This is a genomic window from Paraburkholderia sp. RAU6.4a (assembly GCF_050435625.1).
Lineage (GTDB): Bacteria > Pseudomonadota > Gammaproteobacteria > Burkholderiales > Burkholderiaceae > Paraburkholderia > Paraburkholderia tuberum.
Genome location: NZ_JBNDKQ010000002.1, coordinates 2,324,878 through 2,344,014, shown reverse-complemented (window position 1 = coordinate 2,344,014; position 19,137 = coordinate 2,324,878). Strand labels below are relative to the sequence as shown.

General features: G+C 65.4%; 17 protein-coding genes and 1 riboswitch. Of the genes, 13 read left to right on the top strand and 4 right to left on the bottom strand.

The window, feature by feature from the left end; all coding sequences use genetic code 11:
- Positions 1 to 275: 275 nt before the first annotated feature.
- Positions 276 to 1,937, top strand: coding sequence for a GMC family oxidoreductase (locus tag OKW40_RS15695; RefSeq protein ID WP_429490416.1), 1,662 nt, complete (start codon positions 276 to 278; stop codon positions 1,935 to 1,937).
- A gap of 66 nt (positions 1,938 to 2,003) precedes the next feature.
- Here the strand turns inward: OKW40_RS15695 and OKW40_RS15690 are convergent, their stop codons facing one another.
- The gene (locus OKW40_RS15690) at positions 2,004 to 2,972 is read right to left on the bottom strand and encodes a LysR substrate-binding domain-containing protein (RefSeq protein WP_429356289.1); all 969 of its coding nucleotides are present in this window, start codon (positions 2,970 to 2,972) and stop codon (positions 2,004 to 2,006) included.
- A gap of 112 nt (positions 2,973 to 3,084) precedes the next feature.
- On the opposite strand from OKW40_RS15690, the gene OKW40_RS15685 reads away from it, so the two are divergent.
- The 12 genes from OKW40_RS15685 to OKW40_RS15630 all read left to right on the top strand — a co-directional run bounded on the left by OKW40_RS15685 (position 3,085) and on the right by OKW40_RS15630 (position 16,315).
- A complete protein-coding gene (locus tag OKW40_RS15685) occupies positions 3,085 to 3,576 on the top strand; it encodes a CidA/LrgA family protein (RefSeq protein WP_429490413.1) in 492 nt (163 codons plus the stop codon).
- Entirely contained in the window at positions 3,573 to 4,298 is a 726-nt protein-coding gene (locus OKW40_RS15680; RefSeq protein WP_429490412.1) for an LrgB family protein, read from the top strand. Before OKW40_RS15685 ends, OKW40_RS15680 begins: the two co-directional genes overlap by 4 nt.
- 65 nt (positions 4,299 to 4,363) lie before the next feature.
- Positions 4,364 to 4,498: riboswitch (S-adenosyl-L-homocysteine riboswitch) on the top strand.
- A 33-nt stretch (positions 4,499 to 4,531) separates the two neighbouring features.
- Positions 4,532 to 5,950 carry an adenosylhomocysteinase gene (gene ahcY / locus OKW40_RS15675; protein WP_429490410.1) on the top strand — a complete coding sequence of 473 codons (1,419 nt, stop codon included), beginning with the start codon at positions 4,532 to 4,534 and terminating at the stop codon, positions 5,948 to 5,950.
- Between the two features lie 173 nt (positions 5,951 to 6,123).
- Positions 6,124 to 6,477, top strand: coding sequence for a phage holin family protein (locus OKW40_RS15670; RefSeq protein WP_090805530.1), 354 nt, complete (start codon positions 6,124 to 6,126; stop codon positions 6,475 to 6,477).
- Between the two features lie 11 nt (positions 6,478 to 6,488).
- Positions 6,489 to 7,319, top strand: a complete 831-nt coding sequence (gene metF, locus OKW40_RS15665; RefSeq protein ID WP_184035098.1) for a methylenetetrahydrofolate reductase [NAD(P)H] — start codon at positions 6,489 to 6,491, stop codon at positions 7,317 to 7,319.
- A gap of 158 nt (positions 7,320 to 7,477) precedes the next feature.
- A complete protein-coding gene (locus tag OKW40_RS15660) occupies positions 7,478 to 9,136 on the top strand; it encodes an ABC transporter substrate-binding protein (protein WP_429490409.1) in 1,659 nt (552 codons plus the stop codon).
- A 191-nt stretch (positions 9,137 to 9,327) separates the two neighbouring features.
- The gene (locus OKW40_RS15655; protein WP_429490407.1) at positions 9,328 to 10,959 is read left to right on the top strand and encodes an ABC transporter substrate-binding protein; all 1,632 of its coding nucleotides are present in this window, start codon (positions 9,328 to 9,330) and stop codon (positions 10,957 to 10,959) included.
- A 155-nt stretch (positions 10,960 to 11,114) separates the two neighbouring features.
- Positions 11,115 to 12,125, top strand: a complete 1,011-nt coding sequence (locus OKW40_RS15650) for an ABC transporter permease subunit (protein WP_090802564.1) — start codon at positions 11,115 to 11,117, stop codon at positions 12,123 to 12,125.
- Positions 12,126 to 12,131: 6 nt separating this feature from the next.
- Positions 12,132 to 13,049, top strand: a complete 918-nt coding sequence (locus OKW40_RS15645; RefSeq protein WP_090802566.1) for an ABC transporter permease subunit — start codon at positions 12,132 to 12,134, stop codon at positions 13,047 to 13,049.
- A 2-nt stretch (positions 13,050 to 13,051) separates the two neighbouring features.
- The gene (locus OKW40_RS15640) at positions 13,052 to 14,056 is read left to right on the top strand and encodes an ABC transporter ATP-binding protein (protein ID WP_184034804.1); all 1,005 of its coding nucleotides are present in this window, start codon (positions 13,052 to 13,054) and stop codon (positions 14,054 to 14,056) included.
- On the top strand, positions 14,053 to 15,072 hold the full coding sequence (locus tag OKW40_RS15635) for a peptide ABC transporter ATP-binding protein (RefSeq protein ID WP_090802569.1): 1,020 nt from the start codon (positions 14,053 to 14,055) through the stop codon (positions 15,070 to 15,072). Before OKW40_RS15640 ends, OKW40_RS15635 begins: the two co-directional genes overlap by 4 nt.
- A complete protein-coding gene (locus tag OKW40_RS15630; protein ID WP_429491981.1) occupies positions 15,065 to 16,315 on the top strand; it encodes a TraB/GumN family protein in 1,251 nt (416 codons plus the stop codon). Before OKW40_RS15635 ends, OKW40_RS15630 begins: the two co-directional genes overlap by 8 nt.
- Positions 16,316 to 16,380: 65 nt before the next feature.
- On the opposite strand, the gene OKW40_RS15625 is transcribed toward OKW40_RS15630, so the two are convergent.
- From OKW40_RS15625 to pxpA, 3 genes are all read right to left on the bottom strand, one after another.
- Positions 16,381 to 17,337, bottom strand: a complete 957-nt coding sequence (locus tag OKW40_RS15625) for a DUF979 domain-containing protein (RefSeq protein ID WP_429408054.1) — start codon at positions 17,335 to 17,337, stop codon at positions 16,381 to 16,383.
- Positions 17,334 to 18,101 (bottom strand): DUF969 domain-containing protein, encoded by a 768-nt coding sequence (locus tag OKW40_RS15620; RefSeq protein ID WP_184065840.1) that lies wholly within the window; start codon positions 18,099 to 18,101, stop codon positions 17,334 to 17,336. Before OKW40_RS15620 ends, OKW40_RS15625 begins: the two co-directional genes overlap by 4 nt.
- A gap of 278 nt (positions 18,102 to 18,379) precedes the next feature.
- Complete coding sequence (pxpA, locus tag OKW40_RS15615) at positions 18,380 to 19,132, bottom strand: 5-oxoprolinase subunit PxpA (RefSeq protein WP_184065837.1); 753 nt, start codon at positions 19,130 to 19,132, stop codon at positions 18,380 to 18,382.
- Positions 19,133 to 19,137 lie beyond the last annotated feature (5 nt).

The window sequence follows — 19,137 nt, the reverse complement described above, 5'->3', positions numbered from 1 at the left end:
ACGGCATCCGCGATGCGCTTTGTCGCATCTGTTCGAGCGCCGCGCGTGATGCCGCATGCCGGAAGGAGGACGCGCGTCGCGCCATGTTTGGAAGCCGCGCGCGGGCCGTACGCGCCTTTCATCATAGGGGCGCGTTGCCGCCGGCGTTTAGAGGAATCGTTCTGTCAGGGAGCCGCCGCAGCCCCAATACGCTCCCTACAATGCGCAGAAAACACACGTAGACAAGTGTGCACGAGACAGGGTCCGCGAGCAACGCGGCCCATCAGGAGGAGCGCATGCAATACGACTACATCATCGTCGGTGCGGGCTCGGGCGGCTGCGCGCTCGCGAGCCGTCTCGCGGATAGCTGTCCCGACGCGACCATCGCGCTGATCGAGGCCGGTCCGCATACCGGGCGCAATCTGTTGGTGAACATGCCGGTCGGCGTCGCGGCCGTGGTGCCGAATAGACTGAAGACCAACTACGGCTACCTGACCCCGCCGCAGCCGGGGCTCGCCGGTCGCCAGGGCTATCAGCCGCGCGGACGCGGTTTCGGCGGATCGAGCGCGATCAACGCGATGATTTACACGCGCGGCCATCCGCTCGATTACGACGAGTGGGCGCGGCTCGGCTGCGACGGCTGGTCGTGGGCCGAGGTGCTGCCGTATTTTCGCCGCGCCGAAGACAACGAGCGCGGCGCCGATGCGTGGCATGGCGAGGCCGGTCCGCTGACCGTGTCCGATCTGCGCTTCAGGAATCCGTTTTCCAGGCGCTTCGTGCAGGCCGCGCTCGAAGCGGGCTACAAAGCGAACGACGACTTCAACGGCGCGGATCAGGAAGGCATCGGCTTCTATCAGGTCACGCAACGTGACGGGCGCCGTTGCAGCGTCGCGCGCGCGTACATCTACGACCGGCCGCGCGCGAATCTGCACACGATGGCCGACGCGACCGTGCTGCGCGTCGTGTTCGACCGCAAGCGCGCGAGCGGCGTCGAAATCGTGCGCGCCGGCCGCACCGAAACGCTCGCGGCGCGCGCCGAGGTCGTGCTCGCCGCTGGCGCGTTCAACTCGCCGCAACTGTTGATGTGCTCGGGCATCGGGCCGGCCGCGCATCTGCGCTCGCTCGGCATCGACGTGCTTCACGATGCGCCCGAGGTCGGCCAGAACCTGATCGATCACATCGATTTCACGATCAACAAGCGCGTGAGGTCGATCGAGCCCACCGGTTTCTCGGTGCGCGGCATCGCGCGGATGCTGCCGCAATTCGTGACCTTCATGTGCCACGGGCGCGGCATGCTGTCGAGCAACGTCGCCGAGGCGGGCGGTTTTCTGAAGAGCCGGCCGACGCTCGCGCGGCCCGATCTGCAACTGCATTTCTGCGCGGCGATCGTCGACGATCACAACCGCCATATGCACTGGGGCCACGGCTATTCGCTGCATGTATGCGTGCTGCGTCCGCATAGCCGCGGCACCGTGACGCTCGCAAGCGCCGATGCGCGTGTCGCGCCGCTGATCGATCCGCGCTTTCTGAGCGATGCGCGCGATCTCGATCTGCTCGTCGAGGGCGCGAAGATGGCGCGGCGCATTCTCGGCGCGCCGTCGCTCGCGCTGCACGGCGGCGAGGAGTTGTACACGCGGCCAGGGCAATCGGATGCGGAACTGCGGCAGACGATCGCCGAGCGCGCGGACACGATCTATCACCCGGTCGCGACCTGCCGGATGGGCGGCGACGCGCGCTCGGTCGTCGATCCGCAATTGCGCGTGCGCGGCGTGACGGGGTTGAGGATCGTCGATGCGTCGGTCATGCCGACCCTGATCGGCGGCAACACCAATTCGCCGACGGTGATGATCGGCGAACGGGCGGCGGAGTTGATCGCGACGAGCCGGCGAGACGGAGCGGGGAGGTCGGAGACGGTGACGCCCCCGAACCCAGGTGACACGCCCGCGCAGGCGGTTTGATCGCCGTTTGCAAGGAGGTCGGCAAACGCGAGCGGCGTAACGCGGCCGGCGGCCGGCCGCCGCCCGTCACTCGCCTGAGGGTGGCAGAGCTCCTTGCGGCGCTGTGATTCCGTTAAAGCCGATCCCCGGTCCGAGTATGAAATCGTCGCTGGCGTGTGTCGGCAGCGTTTCGCGCGCGACGTCGAGCCACGCGCGCGCCGCGTGCGACAGATAGCCGTTGCGGCGCCAGCCGATCGCCATCTCCCAAGGGATCTCCGGTTCGACGACCGGGCGGCAGGTGAACTGCGCGGGATCGAGCCGCCGGCAATAGGGCGCGGGCAGCAGCGCGATGCCGACGCCAGCCAGCACCAGCGCCGCCATGAAGTCCCAATGCGCGCTGCGTCCGACGATCGCGGGCGCAAATCCCGCCGCGCGACATGCGTTCAACACGACGTCGTTCAGCGCGAGGCTTTCGCCGTAAAACACGAACGGCTCATCGGCGAGTTGGGCGAGCGGCACCTCGTTCAACGCATCCCAGCGCGAGCCGGCGCGCGCGACGAGCCACAACAGCTCGCGCGACATCGGCAGCACGTCGATGTTGTCGGGGTCGACCGGCTGCAGCACACCGCCCAGTTCCAGTTCACCGTTGATCAGCGCGGCTTCGATCGCGCGCGAGCCCTGCTCGAACAGCTTCAGCTCGATCTTCGGATAGCGCTGGCGGAACGCGGCGATTGCGGGGGTGAAGAGCGCACCGCCCATCGGCGGAATGCCGATTGCCAGTTCACCGCGCCCGAGCGTGTCGAGATCGTTCAGCTCGGCCTGCAGTTGTGCGTGCGCGGCGAGCACGTCCTGGCCGCGCTGATAGACGATCCGGCCCACGTCGGTGAGAACCATCTGGCGGCCGTCGCGCAGCAGCAGCGGCGAGCCGATTTCGTCTTCCAGCGACTTGACCATCTTGCTGATGGTCGGCTGCGTGACGAACATCTGCTCAGCGGCGACGGTGAAGCTTTGCCGACGGACCACTTCGACGAAATAGCGCAGCGCGCGGAGTTCCATGAGCGTGGTCTCCAGAATTCCAGTTCGGAATGGTTTCGATGATTGTAAGTCATTTTATTTATGGCGCGGCGGGCCCCATACTAAATGCCTTCCACGCCAGCCAGGGGATGTCATGTCCGCGCCAGTTTTCACCCGTTCCGCCCGTCCCGCCGGTGGCGGCTCAAGTGGGGACGCGGGTGGCTTCGGCCGTGTCGCACGCATCGCCGTGCAAAGCGCCGCGATCGCGGCGCTCTGGATTGGCGCCGATTTCATCGTGCGGCGGCTGCATCTGCCGGTGCCGGGCGGCGTGGTCGGCCTCGTCGTGCTGCTCGCGCTGCTGTTCTGTGGCGGTATCGCGCCGCGCTGGGTCAAGGCCGGCGCGGACTGGCTGCTGTCCGACATGCTGCTGTTCTTCATTCCGGCGGCGGTCGCCGCCGTGCAATACGGCGGCCTGTTCCGCGCGGACGGCTGGCGCCTCGCGCTAGTGGTGATCGCCGGCACCCTGATGGTGATGGTCGCGGTGGCGTTCGCTGTCGATCAGGCCGCGCGCGTCGAACGGCGTTTCGCGCTGCGCCGCGTGCGGGTTGCGCGTAAGGCAGGCAGTCTGTCGCACGAGCGCCGATGAACCTGCTCCCGTTCGCTTCGCTGTTGGCCGACGACGCCTCGCGCCTGATCGCGGCCGGCTGCCTCGTGCTGACGATCGCGCTGTACTTCGCGTCGAAGGCGCTGTATGCGCGCGTGCGCTCGCCGTGGCTCACGCCGATGCTGACGGTGCCGGCCGCGCTCGTCGCGATCGTCGTACTCGCGCACATTCCGTATTCGCTTTACTTCGAGGACACACGCTGGCTGATGTGGCTGCTCGGCCCCGCGACGGTCGCGTTCGCCGTGCCGATCTACGAGTACCGCGCACTGTTGAAGCGCCACTGGATCTCGCTGTCCGTCGGCGTGACGGTGGGCATTCTGGTCGGCGTCGGCGGCTCGCTGATGCTCGCGAAGCTGCTGCACCTGTCGCCGGACTTGCAGCGCAGCCTGATGACGCGTTCGGTGTCGACGCCATTCGCGCTCGCCGTGTCCGACAGGATTCACGCGCCGAAGGACCTGACCGCGCTGTTCGTGATCGCGACCGGCGTCTGCGGCATGCTGTTCGGCGAAATCGTGCTCGCGTTCGTGCCGCTGCGCACGCGGCTCGCGCGCGGCGCGCTGTTCGGTGCGGCCGCGCACGGCGTCGGCACCGCGAAGGCACGCGAGCTCGGCAGCGAGGAGGGCGTGGTGTCCAGCCTGACGATGATGATCGCCGGCGTCGCCATGGTGCTGCTCGCGCCGATGCTGGGGCTGCTGCCGATCTGAACCAGCGCGCTGCCGCACCATCCGGCACGCGCCGAAGTCATCTCGATTTGCTACAATCGCCGTTCGTCTTCGAGGAGCGTTGCGACGGGTACCGCGAATCCGCATTCGCCGGCCGCCCGCCAGGCTCGAAGGCTTCAATTGGCAGCATGGAATGCGCATCGCGCGAATCCGAACGCTGCCTCAAACCGCGCTCACGTCACATTTCTAGTCAATTTCTTAGAAAGGAGGGCGTGATGAACGCCGCAGTCATCGATTCCCAGAAGCTGGATTACGTTGTCGCCGACATGTCGCTCGCCGCTTGGGGCCGCAAGGAACTCACGATCGCCGAGACCGAAATGCCCGGCCTCATGCAGACCCGTGATGAGTACAAGGCGCAGCAGCCGCTGAAGGGCGCGCGCGTCGCCGGCTCGCTGCACATGACGATCCAGACCGGCGTGCTGATCGAGACGCTGACCGCGCTCGGCGCGGACGTACGCTGGGCCTCGTGCAACATCTTCTCGACTCAGGACCATGCCGCCGCCGCGATCGCGCAGGCCGGCACGCCGGTGTTCGCGTTCAAGGGCGAATCGCTCGATGAATACTGGGAGTTCTCGCACCGCATTTTCGAATGGCCGAACGGCGAGTTCGCCAACATGATCCTCGACGACGGCGGCGACGCGACGCTGCTGCTGATCCTTGGTTCGAAGGCCGAGAAAGACCGCTCGGTGATCGCCAGGCCGACCAACGAAGAAGAAGTCGCGCTGTACAAGTCGATCGCCGCGCACCTCGAGATCGACCCGACGTGGTACTCGAAGCGCCTCGCGGCAATCAAGGGCGTCACCGAAGAAACCACCACCGGCGTGCACCGTCTGTACCAGATGGAGAAGGAAGGCCGCCTGCCGTTCCCGGCCATCAACGTCAACGACTCGGTCACGAAGTCGAAGTTCGACAACCTGTATGGCTGCCGCGAGTCGCTCGTCGACGGCATCAAGCGCGCGACCGACGTGATGATCGCGGGCAAGATCGCGGTCGTGGCCGGTTACGGCGACGTGGGCAAGGGCTGCGCGCAATCGCTGCGCGGTCTGGGCGCGACCGTGTGGGTCACCGAAATCGATCCGATCTGCGCGCTGCAAGCGGCGATGGAAGGCTACCGCGTCGTGACGATGGAACACGCGGCCGACAAGGCCGACATCTTCGTGACCGCGACCGGCAACTACCACGTGATCAACCACGATCACATGAAGGCGATGCGTCATAACGCGATCGTCTGCAACATCGGCCACTTCGACTCGGAAATCGACGTCGCGTCGACCCGTCAGTACCAGTGGGAAAACATCAAGCCGCAAGTCGACCACATCATTTTCCCGGACGGCAAGCGCGTGATCCTGCTGGCCGAAGGCCGCCTCGTGAACCTCGGCTGCGCGACGGGCCACCCGTCGTTCGTGATGTCGAACTCGTTCACGAACCAGACGCTCGCGCAGATCGAACTGTTCACGCAGGGCGCGAAGTACGAAAACAAGGTGTACGTGCTGCCGAAGCATCTCGACGAGAAGGTCGCGCGTCTGCATCTGGCGCGCATCGGCGCGAACCTGACCGTGCTGTCCGACGCGCAGGCCGGCTACATCGGCGTCGACAAGAACGGTCCGTTCAAGCCGAACCACTACCGCTATTAAGCACACGGCCGTCCGCGGCTCGATGCGCGCGTTCGCGCGCCCGGCCACGCGGGCGGCGGTAAAAGCTTGACGGTCCGATCCCGGGGCGGCGCGCAATGCGCCGCTTTGTTCGCCAGCGCGGCTTTTCGTTTGCTGGACATCTTCTCCGCACAGGTGCTTACAAGGAGTTCTACATGACCGTGCTGCTGACCTGGCTCATCAACGCGCTCGCGCTGCTGATCATCACCTACATCGTTCCGTCGATCCATATCCGCAGTTTTGGTACCGCGCTGATCGTCGCGATCGTGCTCGGCCTCATCAATACGCTGCTGCGGCCGCTGCTGATCCTGCTGACGCTGCCCGTCACGATCCTCACGCTCGGACTCTTCATTCTGGTCGTCAATGCGCTGTGCTTCTGGCTGTGCGCGTCGCTGCTGAAGGGCTTCGAGGTGTCGGGCTTCTGGTCGGCGTTCTTCGGCTCGATCCTGTACAGCATCGTGTCGTGGCTACTGTCCGCGCTCATCTTCGGCAACCGCAGTCTCGGTTGACCTTTTTGACTATGAATCCGATCGAACTCTCATTCGAATTCTTCCCGCCGAAAACGCAGGAAGGCATCGACAAACTGCGCGCGACGCGCGCGGAACTCGTGTCGCTCAAACCGAAGTTCGTGTCCGTCACGTTCGGCGCCGGCGGCTCGACCCAGCAAGGCACGCTCGATACCGTCGTCGACATGGCGAAGGAAGGGCTCGAGGCGGCGCCGCATCTGTCGTGCATCGGCTCGTCGAAGGACAGCCTGCGCGCGATCCTCAACGAGTACCGCGCGTACGGCATCCGCCATATCGTCGCGCTGCGCGGCGATCTGCCCTCGGGCATGGGCGCGGTCGGCGAGCTGCGCTATGCGTCGGAGCTCGTCAGCTTCATCCGTGCCGAGTTCGGCGACTGGTTCTGGATCGAGGTGGCGGGCTATCCGGAATACCATCCGCAGTCGCGCTCGCCGCGTCACGATCTCGAAAACTTCGCGCGCAAGGTGAAAGCCGGCGCGAACTCGGCGATCACGCAGTACTTCTTCAACGCGGACGCGTACTTCCGTTTCGTCGACGATGCGCGCCAGCTCGGCGTCGACGTGCCGATCGTGCCCGGCATCATGCCGATCACGAACTTCTCGCAGCTGATGCGCTTCTCCGAAATGTGCGGCGCCGAAGTGCCGCGCTGGATCGCGCGCCGGCTGGAGAGCTTCGGCGACGACCGCGAGTCGATCCGCGCGTTCGGGCTCGACGTGGTGACGGCTCTGTGTCAACGGCTCCTCGACGCGAAAGTGCCGGGTCTGCACTTCTATACGCTGAACGCGGCCGCGTCGACCAAGGCGATCTGCGAACGGCTCGCCGTGTAATTGCGATGCCCGCGCGGCTGCAACGGCCGCGCGGTCCCCGCCAGTCTGGCATGGGTCGCAAATTTGTCCCAAATAGCGTGGTAAGTCCCTGTTGAAGCTCATTTTTGGGCTGTCTATCATCGAAACGCAGCTAACCCGGCTGCTGTGCGGAGGACGATATGACAGTGACAAGAAAGACTGCGACACACCGGCTGTTCGCGCTTCACCAGTTCTGCCTGCCGGCGCTCGCCGCGCTCGCGGTCGCCACGAGCGGCCTCGCGCCCGCCGCGTCGCAGGCGGCCACGCTGCCCGACAAGACGCTGGTGTTCTGCTCCGAAGGCAGCCCGGCGGGTTTCGATACCGCGCAATACACGACCAGCGTCGAATTCAGCGCCGGCTCGTACACGGTGTATAACCGGCTCGTCGAATTTGCGCACGGCAGCACGGACATCGAGCCAGGACTCGCCGAAAAGTGGGACGTGTCGCCCGACGGCCTCACCTATACGTTCCATCTGCGCCACGGCGTCAAATTCCAGACCACGTCGTACTTCAAGCCGACCCGCGAATTCAACGCGGACGACGTCGTGTTCACCTACGAACGCATGCTCGATCCCGAGAACCCGTTCCGCAAGGCGTATCCGGTCAATTTCCCGTATTTCAACGACCTCGGTCTCGCGAAGAACATCGCCAAAATCGAGAAGGTCGATCCGTACACGGTGCGCTTCACGCTGAAGGAAGTCGACGCGCCGTTCCTGCAGCAGATCGCGATGCCGTTCGCGTCGATCCTGTCGGCTGAATACACCGATCAGCTGCTGAAGGCGGGCAAGGCGTCCGACATCAACCAGTACCCGGTCGGCACCGGTCCGTTCATCTTCCGCAGCTATACGAAGGACGACACGATTCGCTTCGACGGCAATCCCGACTACTGGAAGCCGGGCGTCGCGAAGCTCGGCAAGCTGATCTTCGCGATCACGGTCGATCCGGCCGTGCGCCTGCAAAAGTTGAAGCGCGGCGAATGCCAGGTGATGTCCTATCCGCGCCCCGCCGACATCCCCACCGTGAAGGCCGATGCGTCGCTCGCGATGCCAAGCGAAGTGGGCTTCAACCTCGGCTATATCGCGTACAACACGACCAAAAAGCCGCTCGACAACGTGCTCGTGCGCCGCGCGCTCGACATGTCGGTCAACAAGAAGGCGATCATCGAGGCGGTCTACCAGGGCGCGGGCCAGGCAGCGACCAATCCGATGCCGCCGACGCAATGGGGCTACGACAAGAATCTGAAGGACGCGCCCTACGACGTCGACAAAGCGAAAGCGCTGCTGAAGCAGGCGGGCTACCCCGACGGCTTCGAGCTGACGCTGTGGGCGATGCCGGTACAGCGCCCGTATAACCCGAACGCGCGCCTGATGGCCGAAATGCTGCAGGCGGACTGGGCGAAGATCGGCGTCAAGGTGAATATCGTCACGTACGAATGGGGCGAGTACATTCGCCGCGCGCACGCCGGCGAGCATCAGGCGATGCTGATCGGCTGGACGGGTGACTACGGCGACCCTGACAACTGGCTCGGCGTGTTGCTCGGCTGCGACGCGGTCAACGGCAGCAACTTCTCGAAGTGGTGCTACAAGCCTTACGACGATCTGATCAAGCAGGGCCGCAGCACCACCAACATGGCCGATCGCACCAAGGCTTATACGCAGGCGCAGGAGATCTTCAAGGACCAGGTGCCGTTCACGCCGATCGCGCATTCGACCGTCTATCAGCCGATCAGCAAGAACGTGACGGGCTTCAAGATCGATCCGTTCGGGCCGACGCAATTCCTGGAGGTCGGACTGAAATAAGCGGACGCAGCGCGATTTTTGCGCCGCTTTGGTCGCCGGGCGGCCCGAACGGGCGGCCCGGCCCGTGGCAAAACGTTTGCGCAAGTGTTTCCTGTCGTCAACAGAGGGATTTTGCTCCGCTTGGTCGCCGGCCCAAGCTCAAGTAATATCCCGCTACGCCGGCGCAAGCCGGCCCTGAACCTGGAGGAAACATGAAGCAAAACAATCTGTTGCGCGTCGCGCGTAGGTCCACGCTCGTCGCTGCCGCAGCGGCATCCCTGCTTGGCGTCACGAGCGCGCAGGCCGCTGGGATCCCGAACAAAACCCTCGTTTACTGCTCGGAAGGCAGTCCCGCGGGTTTCGATCCGGCCCAATACACGACGGGCGTCGACTTCACGGCCAACACGTTCACCGTCTATAACCGCCTCGTCGAGTTCGAACGCGGCGGCACCAAGGTCGAGCCCGGCCTCGCGGAGAAGTGGGACGTGTCGCCCGATGGCAAGACCTACACGTTTCATCTGCGTCATGGCGTGAAGTTCCAGACCACCTCGTTCTTCAAGCCGACGCGCGAATTCAACGCGGACGACGTGGTCTTCTCGTTCCAGCGCATGCTCGACCCGAACCAGCCGTTCCGCAAGGCGTATCCGGTGCAGTTCCCGTACTTCACCGACATGGGCCTCGACAAGCTGATCACGAGCGTCGAGAAAGTCGACCCGTACACGGTCAAGTTCACGCTGAAGGAAGTCAACGCGCCGTTCATCCAGAATCTGGCGATGGAATACGCGTCGATCCTGTCGGCTGAATATGCGGATCAGCTGCTCAAGGGAGGCAAGGCCGCCGACATCAATCAGTACCCGGTCGGCACCGGTCCGTTCATCTTCCGCAGCTACACGAAGGACGCGACGATCCGCTTCGACGGCAATCCCGACTACTGGAAGCCGGGCGCGGTGAAGATCTCGAAGCTGATCTTCTCGATCACGCCGGATGCCGGCGTGCGCGTGCAGAAGATCAAGCGCGACGAATGCCAGGTAATGAGCTATCCGCGCCCGGCCGACATCGCGCCGCTGAAGGCCGAGCCGAACATCGACATGCCGTCGCAACCGGGCTTCAACCTCGGCTATCTCGCGTACAACGTGACGCACAAGCCGGTCGACAAGCTCGAAGTGCGTCAGGCGCTCGACATGGCGATCAACAAGAAGGCGATCATCGAGTCGGTCTACCAGGGCGCGGGCCAGTTGGCCACGAACCCGATGCCGCCGACGCAATGGTCGTTCGTCAAGAACTTGCCGGCCGCCTCGTACGATCCGGCCAAGGCGAAGGATCTGCTCGCGAAGGCCGGCTACCCGAACGGCTTCGACATCACGCTGTGGGCGATGCCGGTGCAGCGCGCGTACAACCCGAACGCGCGTCTGATGGCGGAAATGATCCAGGCGGACTGGGCGAAGATCGGCGTGAAGGCGAAGATCGTCACGTACGAATGGGGTGAGTACATCAAGCGCGCGCACGCGGGCGAAGACGACACGATGCTGATCGGCTGGACCGGCGACAACGGCGATCCGGACAACTGGCTCGGCACGCTGCTCGGCTGCGAGGCGATCAACGGCAACAACTTCTCGAAGTGGTGCTACAAGCCGTTCGACGATCTGATCCAGAAGGGCCGCACGACTTCGGACGTGGCGACGCGCACGAAGATCTACGGCGAAGCGCAATATATTTTCGCGCAGCAACTGCCGTTCTCGCCGATCGCGCACTCGACCGTCTATCAGCCGGTCAGCAAGAAGGTGGTCGACATGCGCATCGAACCGCTCGGCTACGCGCGCTTCGACGGCGTCAGCGTCAAGTAATCGTAAAGTTCGCGCAGTAGGCCGCAATACAGTACGCCGCAACACAGTACACTTTTCGCACGGTTAGAAAACTGGTCGAAATGGTCCGGCGACCGGGGTCACGAGCCCTCGTCGCCGGTTGCGTTTTTTCATCACCAGTACCATGGGAGCGAACCATGTTCCGCTTCGTTTTGCGCCGCATCGGCATGGTGATACCGACGTTCATCGGCATCACGATCCTCGCGTTCGCGCTGATTCACCTGATCCCGGGCGACCCCATCGAAGTGATGATGGGCGAGCGCGGCGTCGATCCGGCCATGCATGCGGCCGCGATGCACCGCCTCGGGCTCGACGAGCCCTTGCCAATGCAGTACTTCCACTACATCGTGCGCGCCGTGCACGGCGACCTCGGCACTTCGATCATCACCAACACGAGCGTGATGGGCGAATTTCTCGCGCGCTTTCCCGCCACCGTCGAACTGTCGTTCTGTGCGATGCTGTTCGCGCTGATCGTCGGCCTGCCGGCGGGCGTGTTCGCGGCGCTGAGGCGCGGCACGGTGGTCGATCACGGCGTGATGGGCACCGCCCTGACCGGCTACTCGATGCCGATCTTCTGGTGGGGCTTGATCCTCATCATGGTGTTCTCGGTCAAGCTCGGCTTGACGCCGGTGTCGGGCCGCATCGCGGTCGAATACGACATTCCGCACGTGACCGGCTTCATGCTGATCGACTCGCTGATGTCCACCGACGAAGGCGCGTTCAAATCCGCGCTCAGCCACCTGATCCTGCCCGCGATCGTGCTCGGCACGATTCCGCTCGCGGTCGTCGCGCGCATGACGCGCTCGTCGATGCTCGAAGTGCTGCGCGAGGACTACATCCGCACCGCGCGCGCGAAGGGGCTGTCGCCGGGACGCGTGATCGTCGTGCATGCGCTGCGCAATGCGCTGATTCCGGTCGTCACCGTGATCGGCCTGCAGGTCGGCACACTGCTTGCGGGCGCGGTGCTGACCGAAACGCTGTTTTCATGGCCGGGCATCGGCAAGTGGCTGATCGACGCGATCGGCCGGCGCGATTATCCGGTCGTGCAGGGCGGTATCCTGTTGATCGCCACGCTGGTGATCGTCGTGAACCTCGTCGTCGATCTGCTGTACGGCGTGCTCAACCCGCGCATTCGCCATACGAGGTAAATCACGATGGCTGACATTCAAAACACCGTCCCCCAAGCGGTTACCCCGCCGAGCGGCCGCGGCATCGCGGCACGCGAATTCTGGGCGAACTTCTCGCGCAACCGCGGTGCGGTCGGCGCGGGCATCATCGTGCTGGTGCTGGTCTTCATCGCGATCTTCGCGCCGCTGATCGCGCCGCACAGCCCGATCGAGCAATACCGCGACTCCGTGAAGATCCCGCCGGCGTGGCTCGACGGCGGCAACTGGAAGTTCATTCTCGGCACCGACGAAGCGGGCCGCGACATCCTTTCGCGTCTGATGTACGGCGCGCGGCTGTCGTTCTGGATCGGCTTCGTCTCGGTGGTCCTCGCGCTGATTCCGGGCGTCGTGCTCGGCCTCGTCGCCGCGTTCTTCGAGAAATGGGCCGACACGCCGATCATGCGCATCATGGACGTGCTGCTCGCGCTGCCGTCGCTGCTGCTCGCGGTCGCGGTGGTCGCGATCATCGGTCCGGGTCTCGTCAACACGATGCTCGCGATCGCGATCGTCGCGCTGCCGGGCTATGTGCGTCTGACGCGCGCGTCCGCCCAGGGCGAGTTGCAGAAGGAGTATGTGACCGCTTCACGCGTCGCGGGTGCGAGCACGTTGCGGCTGATGTTCTCGCAGGTGCTGCCGAACTGCACCGCGCCGCTGATCGTGCAGGCAACCCTTGGCTTTTCGTCGGCGATTCTCGATGCCGCCGCGCTCGGCTTCCTCGGCCTCGGCGTGCAGCCGCCGTCGGCGGAGTGGGGCGCGATGCTCGCGTCGGCGCGCGATTACATCGACAGCGCATGGTGGATCGTCACGATGCCCGGCCTGTCCATCCTGATCTCGGTGCTTGCGATCAACCTGCTCGGCGACGGGCTGCGTGACGCTCTCGACCCCAAACTGAAACGGATGGCCTGACCATGAGCAACTTACTGACCATCCGCAATCTCGCGGTCAACTTCGGTGGCCTGCCGGCGGTCGACCGCATCAATCTCGACGTCGCGCCGGGCGAAGTGGTCGGCGTGGTCGGCGAATCGGGCTCGGGCAAGAGCGTGACGATGATGGCGCTGATGGGCCTGATCGACGCGCCCGGCAAGGTCTCCGCCGACGAAATCACGTTCGACGGCAAGAACCTGCTGAAGGCTTCCGCGAGGGAACGCCGCAAGATCATCGGCAAGGACATCGCGATGGTGTTCCAGGACGCGCTGACGAGCCTGAACCCGAGCTACACGGTCGGCTATCAGATCAAGGAAGTGCTGAAGCTGCACGAGGGCCTGCGCGGCAGCGCGCTAGACAAACGCGCGCTCGAACTGCTCGATCAGGTCGGCATTCCGGACGCGAAGAACCGTATCGGCTCGTTTCCGCATCAGATGTCGGGCGGCATGAACCAGCGCGTGATGATCGCGATGGCGATCGCCTGCAACCCGAAGCTGCTGATCGCCGATGAGCCGACCACCGCGCTCGACGTGACGATCCAGGCGCAGATCATGGAATTGCTGATGCGCCTGCAGAAGGAACGCGGCATGGCGCTCGTGCTGATTTCGCACGATCTGGCCGTGGTGTCCGAGGTCGCGCAGCGCGTCGCCGTGATGTATGCGGGCGAGGTGATCGAGACGAACAAGGTGCCGGACATCTTCGCCGCGCCTCATCATCCGTACACGGAAGCGCTGTTGGCCGCGATTCCCGAGCACAACGTGGGCGCGGTGCGGCTCGCGGCGCTGCCGGGCATGGTGCCGGGCCGCGACGACCGGCCCAAGGGGTGCCTGTTCGCGCCGCGCTGCAAGTACGTGGTCGACGACTGCATGAAGGCCCGCCCCGCGCTCGCGCCGCTGCCCGCGCACGCCGAGCTCACGCGCGTGCGCTGCATCAAGCCGCTGAACCTCGAGAAGGACGCCAACGTTCACACGCAAGGAGGCGCCCGATGAGCGCAGTACCCGAAACCCGTCGCCAGTCGGATCGTACTGGCGATCACGTGCTCGTCGCCGACCAGCTCGCGCGCTACTACACGGTCAAGCGCGGCATGTTCGCGCACGGCACGGTGAAGGCGCTGAACGGCGTGTCGTTCGCGCTCGACCGCGGCAAGACGCTGGCGGTAGTCGGCGAGTCCGGCTGCGGCAAGTCGACGCTCGCGCGTCAGCTGACGATGATCGAAACGCCGAGCGCGGGCCGCCTGCTGATCGACGGCGAGGACGTGGCCGGCGCGAATCACGAGAAGATCGCGGCGCTCAGGCGCCGCGTGCAGATGGTGTTCCAGAACCCGTTTGCGTCGCTCAATCCGCGCAAGACCGTCGAGCAGACGCTCGGCGAACCGCTCGCGATCAACACGCAGATGAGCGCGACCGAGCGCGCCGAGCGCATCGCGCAGATGATGCGCACGGTCGGCCTGCGGCCCGAGCACGCGAAGCGCTATCCGCACATGTTCTCCGGCGGCCAGCGTCAACGTGTGGCGATCGCGCGCGCGATGATCCTCGATCCGCAGATCGTGGTCGCCGACGAACCGGTCTCGGCGCTCGACGTCTCGATCCAGGCGCAGATCCTGAACCTGTTCATGGACCTGCAGGACGAGTTCAAGACGAGCTACGTGTTCATCTCGCACAACCTGTCGGTGGTCGAGCATATCGCCGACGACGTGATGGTCATGTACTTCGGCGGCGTCGCTGAACTCGGCGACAAGCAGCGCATCTTCTCGAAGCCGCGTCATCCGTACACGCGCGCGCTGATGTCGGCGACCCCGTCGATCTTCGAGGCCGACCGCACGATCAAGATCAAGCTGCAAGGCGAAATGCCGTCGCCGCTGAATCCGCCGTCGGGCTGCACGTTCCATCAGCGCTGCCCGTACGTGATCGACCGCTGCCGCAGCGAGGAGCCGAAGCTGCGAGAAGTGGATGGCCGCCTGGTCTCCTGTCACCGCGCTGAAGAGGTGGGGGACGTGGATGCCTGATGTGGTGGCGGCGCGTCGTCTTGCGCGCCGCTTGTGTGAGGGCGGCTGGATAGCCGCCTTCGCGCGGCGCCGCGGGGCGCGTGCGCTGGGAGGCGCCGCGCCCTGCGGCGCATTTGCTGGAAGGTTCGCCGGCCAGTTTTTTCGCCCGTTTCTCTGCGCGTTTGTTCATGCGCTCGCGCGCGCCTTTTTCTCCGTATTTCTTCCCGCGTCGCTGTCCGCTTTATTTCGCGTAGGCTGCGCGCTGTCGGTCGGCGCGGCCGTACCCTGCATCGCTCACGCGGCCGGCGCGGCGGCCAAGGCGCCAGCCCAGGCGGCCCGTCCTGCCGTCACGGCGCCAAGCCCGCCACCGCCGTCAATTGCGCCGCCCCCGGTTCCCGGCACCACGGCGAGCGGCCCGGTGCGCCAGCAACCGGCGCGCATGCCGTTCTATGTCGCGACGCGCGGCAGTACGACGATCTACGTGCTCGGCACGCTGCACGTCGGCGATCCCGCCGACTATCCGGCGGGGCAGCCGTTCCGCGCGCCGATCCTCGCGGCGCTCGCCGCGTCGCCGACGCTCGCGCTCGAACTGTCGCCCGACGAGCTGCTGGTGTCGCAGGACGACGTGTCGAAGTACGGCGTGTGCAAGCACGACTGCCTGCCGGGTCTGCTGCCCGAGCCGCTGTGGCACAAGCTCGCGTTGCGGCTGCGCGGCAACCCGGCCGCGCTCGATGCGATCAAAAAGATGCGGCCGTGGCTCGCGTCGCTGGTGGTCGAGACCTACGACTCGCTGTCTGCGGGTCTGCAAACGGAATACGGCACCGAAGCGCAGTTGCAGAACGTCTATCTGAAGACGCGCGGCAAGATCGTCGGACTCGAAACGCTCGCGCAACAGATGCGCGCGTTCACCGGACTGTCGGCCGCGCAGCAGCGGGAGATGCTCGCGCAGGATCTGGTGCAGACGCCCGCGCAGAACGTCGAGGACGTGCGCACGCTGCACCGGCTGTGGCGGGTCGGCGATGCCGATGCGATCGCCGCGTGGCAGGCTGCCAAATCGGAGAAGCTCGCGCGCGACCCGCGCGTCTCCAATTCGATCGACAACCGGATCGTCTACGAGCGCAATCGCCGCTTCGTCGCGAGAATGTTGCAGCTCGCCGCGCCGAACAAGCCGCTGTTCGTCGCGATCGGCGCATTGCATCTGGGCGGATCGAAGGGCGTGCTGCAGCTATTGCGGCAGCACGGCTTCGTGGTCGAGGCGAGTTGATCGGCGCAAGACCGTTTGCGTCTGCTCACATCCCGGTTGTCAAAACGACGCGCTTATCAGCAGCCCTACAAAAACATCAAGAAATTCAACAGAAAGATATTGATCACCAGCAGCATCAACGCCGTCGGAATCTGCACCTTGATCACCGCATTCTTGTCGGGTAATTCGAGCAGCGCAGCCGGCACCATGTTGAAGTTCGCGGCCATCGGCGTCATCAGTGTGCCGCAGTAGCCGGAGAACATGCCGATCGCGGCCATCACGGCCGGGTTGCCGTGGAACACGCCGACGAGGATCGGCACGCCGACGCCGCCCGTCATCACCGGAAACGCGGCGAAGCCGTTGCCCATCACCATCGTGAACAGCGCCATGCCGATGCAGTACACGGCCACCGCGACGAAGCGGTACTCGAGGCTGATATACGACGTGGTCACGTGCGCGACCGCCTTGCCGACGCCCGCGTCCGAGAACACCAGACCGAGCATGCCGAGCATCTGCGGCAGCACCGCGGCCCACGAGAGCGCATCGACGAGGCGGCGCGCTTCCTTCATCGACTGGCCGACCGTGTCGCGCGTGATCACACAGGCGATCGCGAGCGCGATCACGCAGCCCAGACCGAAGCCGATCAGCGTGACGTTGGCCTTCTCGATCAACGGCACACCGCCGAACACGAGATGGCTTGCCGCGAGCGTGATGATCACGGTGACGACCGGAATCGTCAGCGCGGGCACGAACAGTTTGTTGCGCAGTCGCGCGGCGCTCGCCTGACGTGCTTCGAGCGACAGCGTCTTCGGCTTGCCCGCGGTGACGCCGCCGAAGCCCGCGATCAGCGCCATCGCGATCACCGCGACGCCGACCACGGCCGGCGGCAGCCGGTCGCCGATCAGGAAGATCAGCGCGTAAAGAATCCAGAAGCCGCCCGCGGTGAGGCGGCGCGGATGCTCGCGGTCCGTGACGATCATGCCGCCGACGATCAGCAGCACGATGCCGAGCAACCAGAACAGATAGGTGATCGTGAAGGTCATGCTTCGTCTCCGGTAGCACGCGTGGCCGACGGCGGCGTCGATGCGGCGGTCGCGCTCGAACTGCCGCCCGGCGCCTTGCCGCGCAATTCACGCTCGAGCCGGCGGTCGAGCAGCCAGAGCCGGAAGCCATGCACGATGAACGCGCTGATCGCGGTCGGAATGCCCCACACGGCGACGTGAATCGGCTCGACGACGATGCCCGCTTCCTTCAGGAAAGTCGTCATCAGCACGATCGCGCCGAACGCGACGAAGATGTCCTCGCCGAAAAAGAGGCCGACGTTGTCGGTTGCGGCCGAGAATGCGCGCAGCCGGAAGCGCACCGCGTCGCCGATCTTGCCGAAGCGGTTCTCGGTCGCGCCCTCGGCCATCGGCGCGATCAGCGGACGCACCATCTGCGGATGGCCGCCGAGCCCGGTCAGGCCGACCGCGGCGGTCAGCTCGCGCACGAGCAGATAGACGATCAACAGACGTCCGGCGGTCGCCGCCTTGATGCTGCTGATCCACGCCTGCGCGCGCTCGCGCAGGCCGTGTCGTTCGAGCAGGCCGATCACCGCGAGCGGCAGCAGGATGATCAGCGGGATGTTGCGCGTCTTGATGAAGCCGGTGCCGATCAGCGCGAGGATTTTTTCCGGCGGGAAGTGCGCCGCGAAACCGGTGACGATCGCGGCGACGGCCACGATCAGCATCGGATTGAAGCGCAACAGAAAGCCAACGATGATGACGGCCACACCGATGAGCGGCCATAGACTGACAGTTGTCTGCATCAGGATCTCCAAGGAGGCTATTCAATTTCGCCGCGGGTGGCGGCTGACGTGAACCGGTGCATGCGGCCTCATGCGCCGGCGTGCCGCCGCGGCTCTGCGGCCGCGTCGAACTCTCTTTACCTGCCCCGTGAATGCGCGTCGGCATCCGTGGGTTTGCAGCGGGCATCGCGATTGATGCCGCGGCTGGCAATCGCCCCGCATGGGTGCGGGGCGCTGGATCGGTCACGCGCGCCGGATCGGAGCGAGGCGCGCAGTGGCTAGGACGGTGATGCGAACGCTCAGACGCGCGCGGCGGCCGCCGCATGCACTTCGATGCCGGCGTCGGCGAGCGCGCCGCGAATGCGTCGCGCGAACGCCAGCGCATGCGGGCCGTCGCCGTGCAGGCAGATGGTCTGCGCGTTCAACGGCACCCACTGTCCGTCGACGGCCTTCACGCGTTGCTCGCGGATCATCACGAGCGTGCGCGCGAGCACTTCGTCCTCGTCGTCGAGCAGCGCGCCCGGCTCCTTGCGCGGCACGAGCGAGCCGTCGGCGCGATAGCCGCGGTCGGCGAACACTTCCTCGATCGCGGTCAGGCCCGCGTTGCGCGCGGCGCTCACGAGCCCGCTGTTGGCGAGCGCGAACACCGCCACGGACGGATCGAAATCGTGCACCGCGGAGACGATCGCGTCAGCGATCTTCGCGTCGCGCGCGGCCTGGTTGTACAGTGCGCCGTGCGGCTTTACGTGCGCGATGCGCCCGCCCTCGGCCTGCGCGATCGCCGACAGCGCGCCGAGCTGATACAGCACGCCCGCGTAGATCTCGCCCGCCGGCAGATCCATTTCCTTGCGGCCGAAATTCTCGGGATCGTTGAAGCTCGGATGCGCGCCGATCGACACGCCTTTCTGCACGGCCCAGCGCACGCAGTCGCGCATCGCGTTGGGGCTGCCCGCATGCCAGCCGCATGCGATGTTGGCCGAGCTCACGAGGTCGAGCAGCGCCTCGTCGGAGCCGCAGCCTTCGCCGAGATCGGCGTTCAGATCGATTTCCATGGGGA

Coding starts and splice junctions, on each gene's coding strand:
- OKW40_RS15695 (WP_429490416.1), top strand. CDS start 276: ATGCAATACGACTACATCATCGTCGGTGCGGGCTCGGGCGGCTGCGCG.
- OKW40_RS15690 (WP_429356289.1), bottom strand. CDS start 2,972: ATGGAACTCCGCGCGCTGCGCTATTTCGTCGAAGTGGTCCGTCGGCAA.
- OKW40_RS15685 (WP_429490413.1), top strand. CDS start 3,085: ATGTCCGCGCCAGTTTTCACCCGTTCCGCCCGTCCCGCCGGTGGCGGC.
- OKW40_RS15680 (WP_429490412.1), top strand. CDS start 3,573: ATGAACCTGCTCCCGTTCGCTTCGCTGTTGGCCGACGACGCCTCGCGC.
- ahcY (WP_429490410.1), top strand. CDS start 4,532: ATGAACGCCGCAGTCATCGATTCCCAGAAGCTGGATTACGTTGTCGCC.
- OKW40_RS15670 (WP_090805530.1), top strand. CDS start 6,124: ATGACCGTGCTGCTGACCTGGCTCATCAACGCGCTCGCGCTGCTGATC.
- metF (WP_184035098.1), top strand. CDS start 6,489: ATGAATCCGATCGAACTCTCATTCGAATTCTTCCCGCCGAAAACGCAG.
- OKW40_RS15660 (WP_429490409.1), top strand. CDS start 7,478: ATGACAGTGACAAGAAAGACTGCGACACACCGGCTGTTCGCGCTTCAC.
- OKW40_RS15655 (WP_429490407.1), top strand. CDS start 9,328: ATGAAGCAAAACAATCTGTTGCGCGTCGCGCGTAGGTCCACGCTCGTC.
- OKW40_RS15650 (WP_090802564.1), top strand. CDS start 11,115: ATGTTCCGCTTCGTTTTGCGCCGCATCGGCATGGTGATACCGACGTTC.
- OKW40_RS15645 (WP_090802566.1), top strand. CDS start 12,132: ATGGCTGACATTCAAAACACCGTCCCCCAAGCGGTTACCCCGCCGAGC.
- OKW40_RS15640 (WP_184034804.1), top strand. CDS start 13,052: ATGAGCAACTTACTGACCATCCGCAATCTCGCGGTCAACTTCGGTGGC.
- OKW40_RS15635 (WP_090802569.1), top strand. CDS start 14,053: ATGAGCGCAGTACCCGAAACCCGTCGCCAGTCGGATCGTACTGGCGAT.
- OKW40_RS15630 (WP_429491981.1), top strand. CDS start 15,065: ATGCCTGATGTGGTGGCGGCGCGTCGTCTTGCGCGCCGCTTGTGTGAG.
- OKW40_RS15625 (WP_429408054.1), bottom strand. CDS start 17,337: ATGACCTTCACGATCACCTATCTGTTCTGGTTGCTCGGCATCGTGCTG.
- OKW40_RS15620 (WP_184065840.1), bottom strand. CDS start 18,101: ATGCAGACAACTGTCAGTCTATGGCCGCTCATCGGTGTGGCCGTCATC.
- pxpA (WP_184065837.1), bottom strand. CDS start 19,132: ATGGAAATCGATCTGAACGCCGATCTCGGCGAAGGCTGCGGCTCCGAC.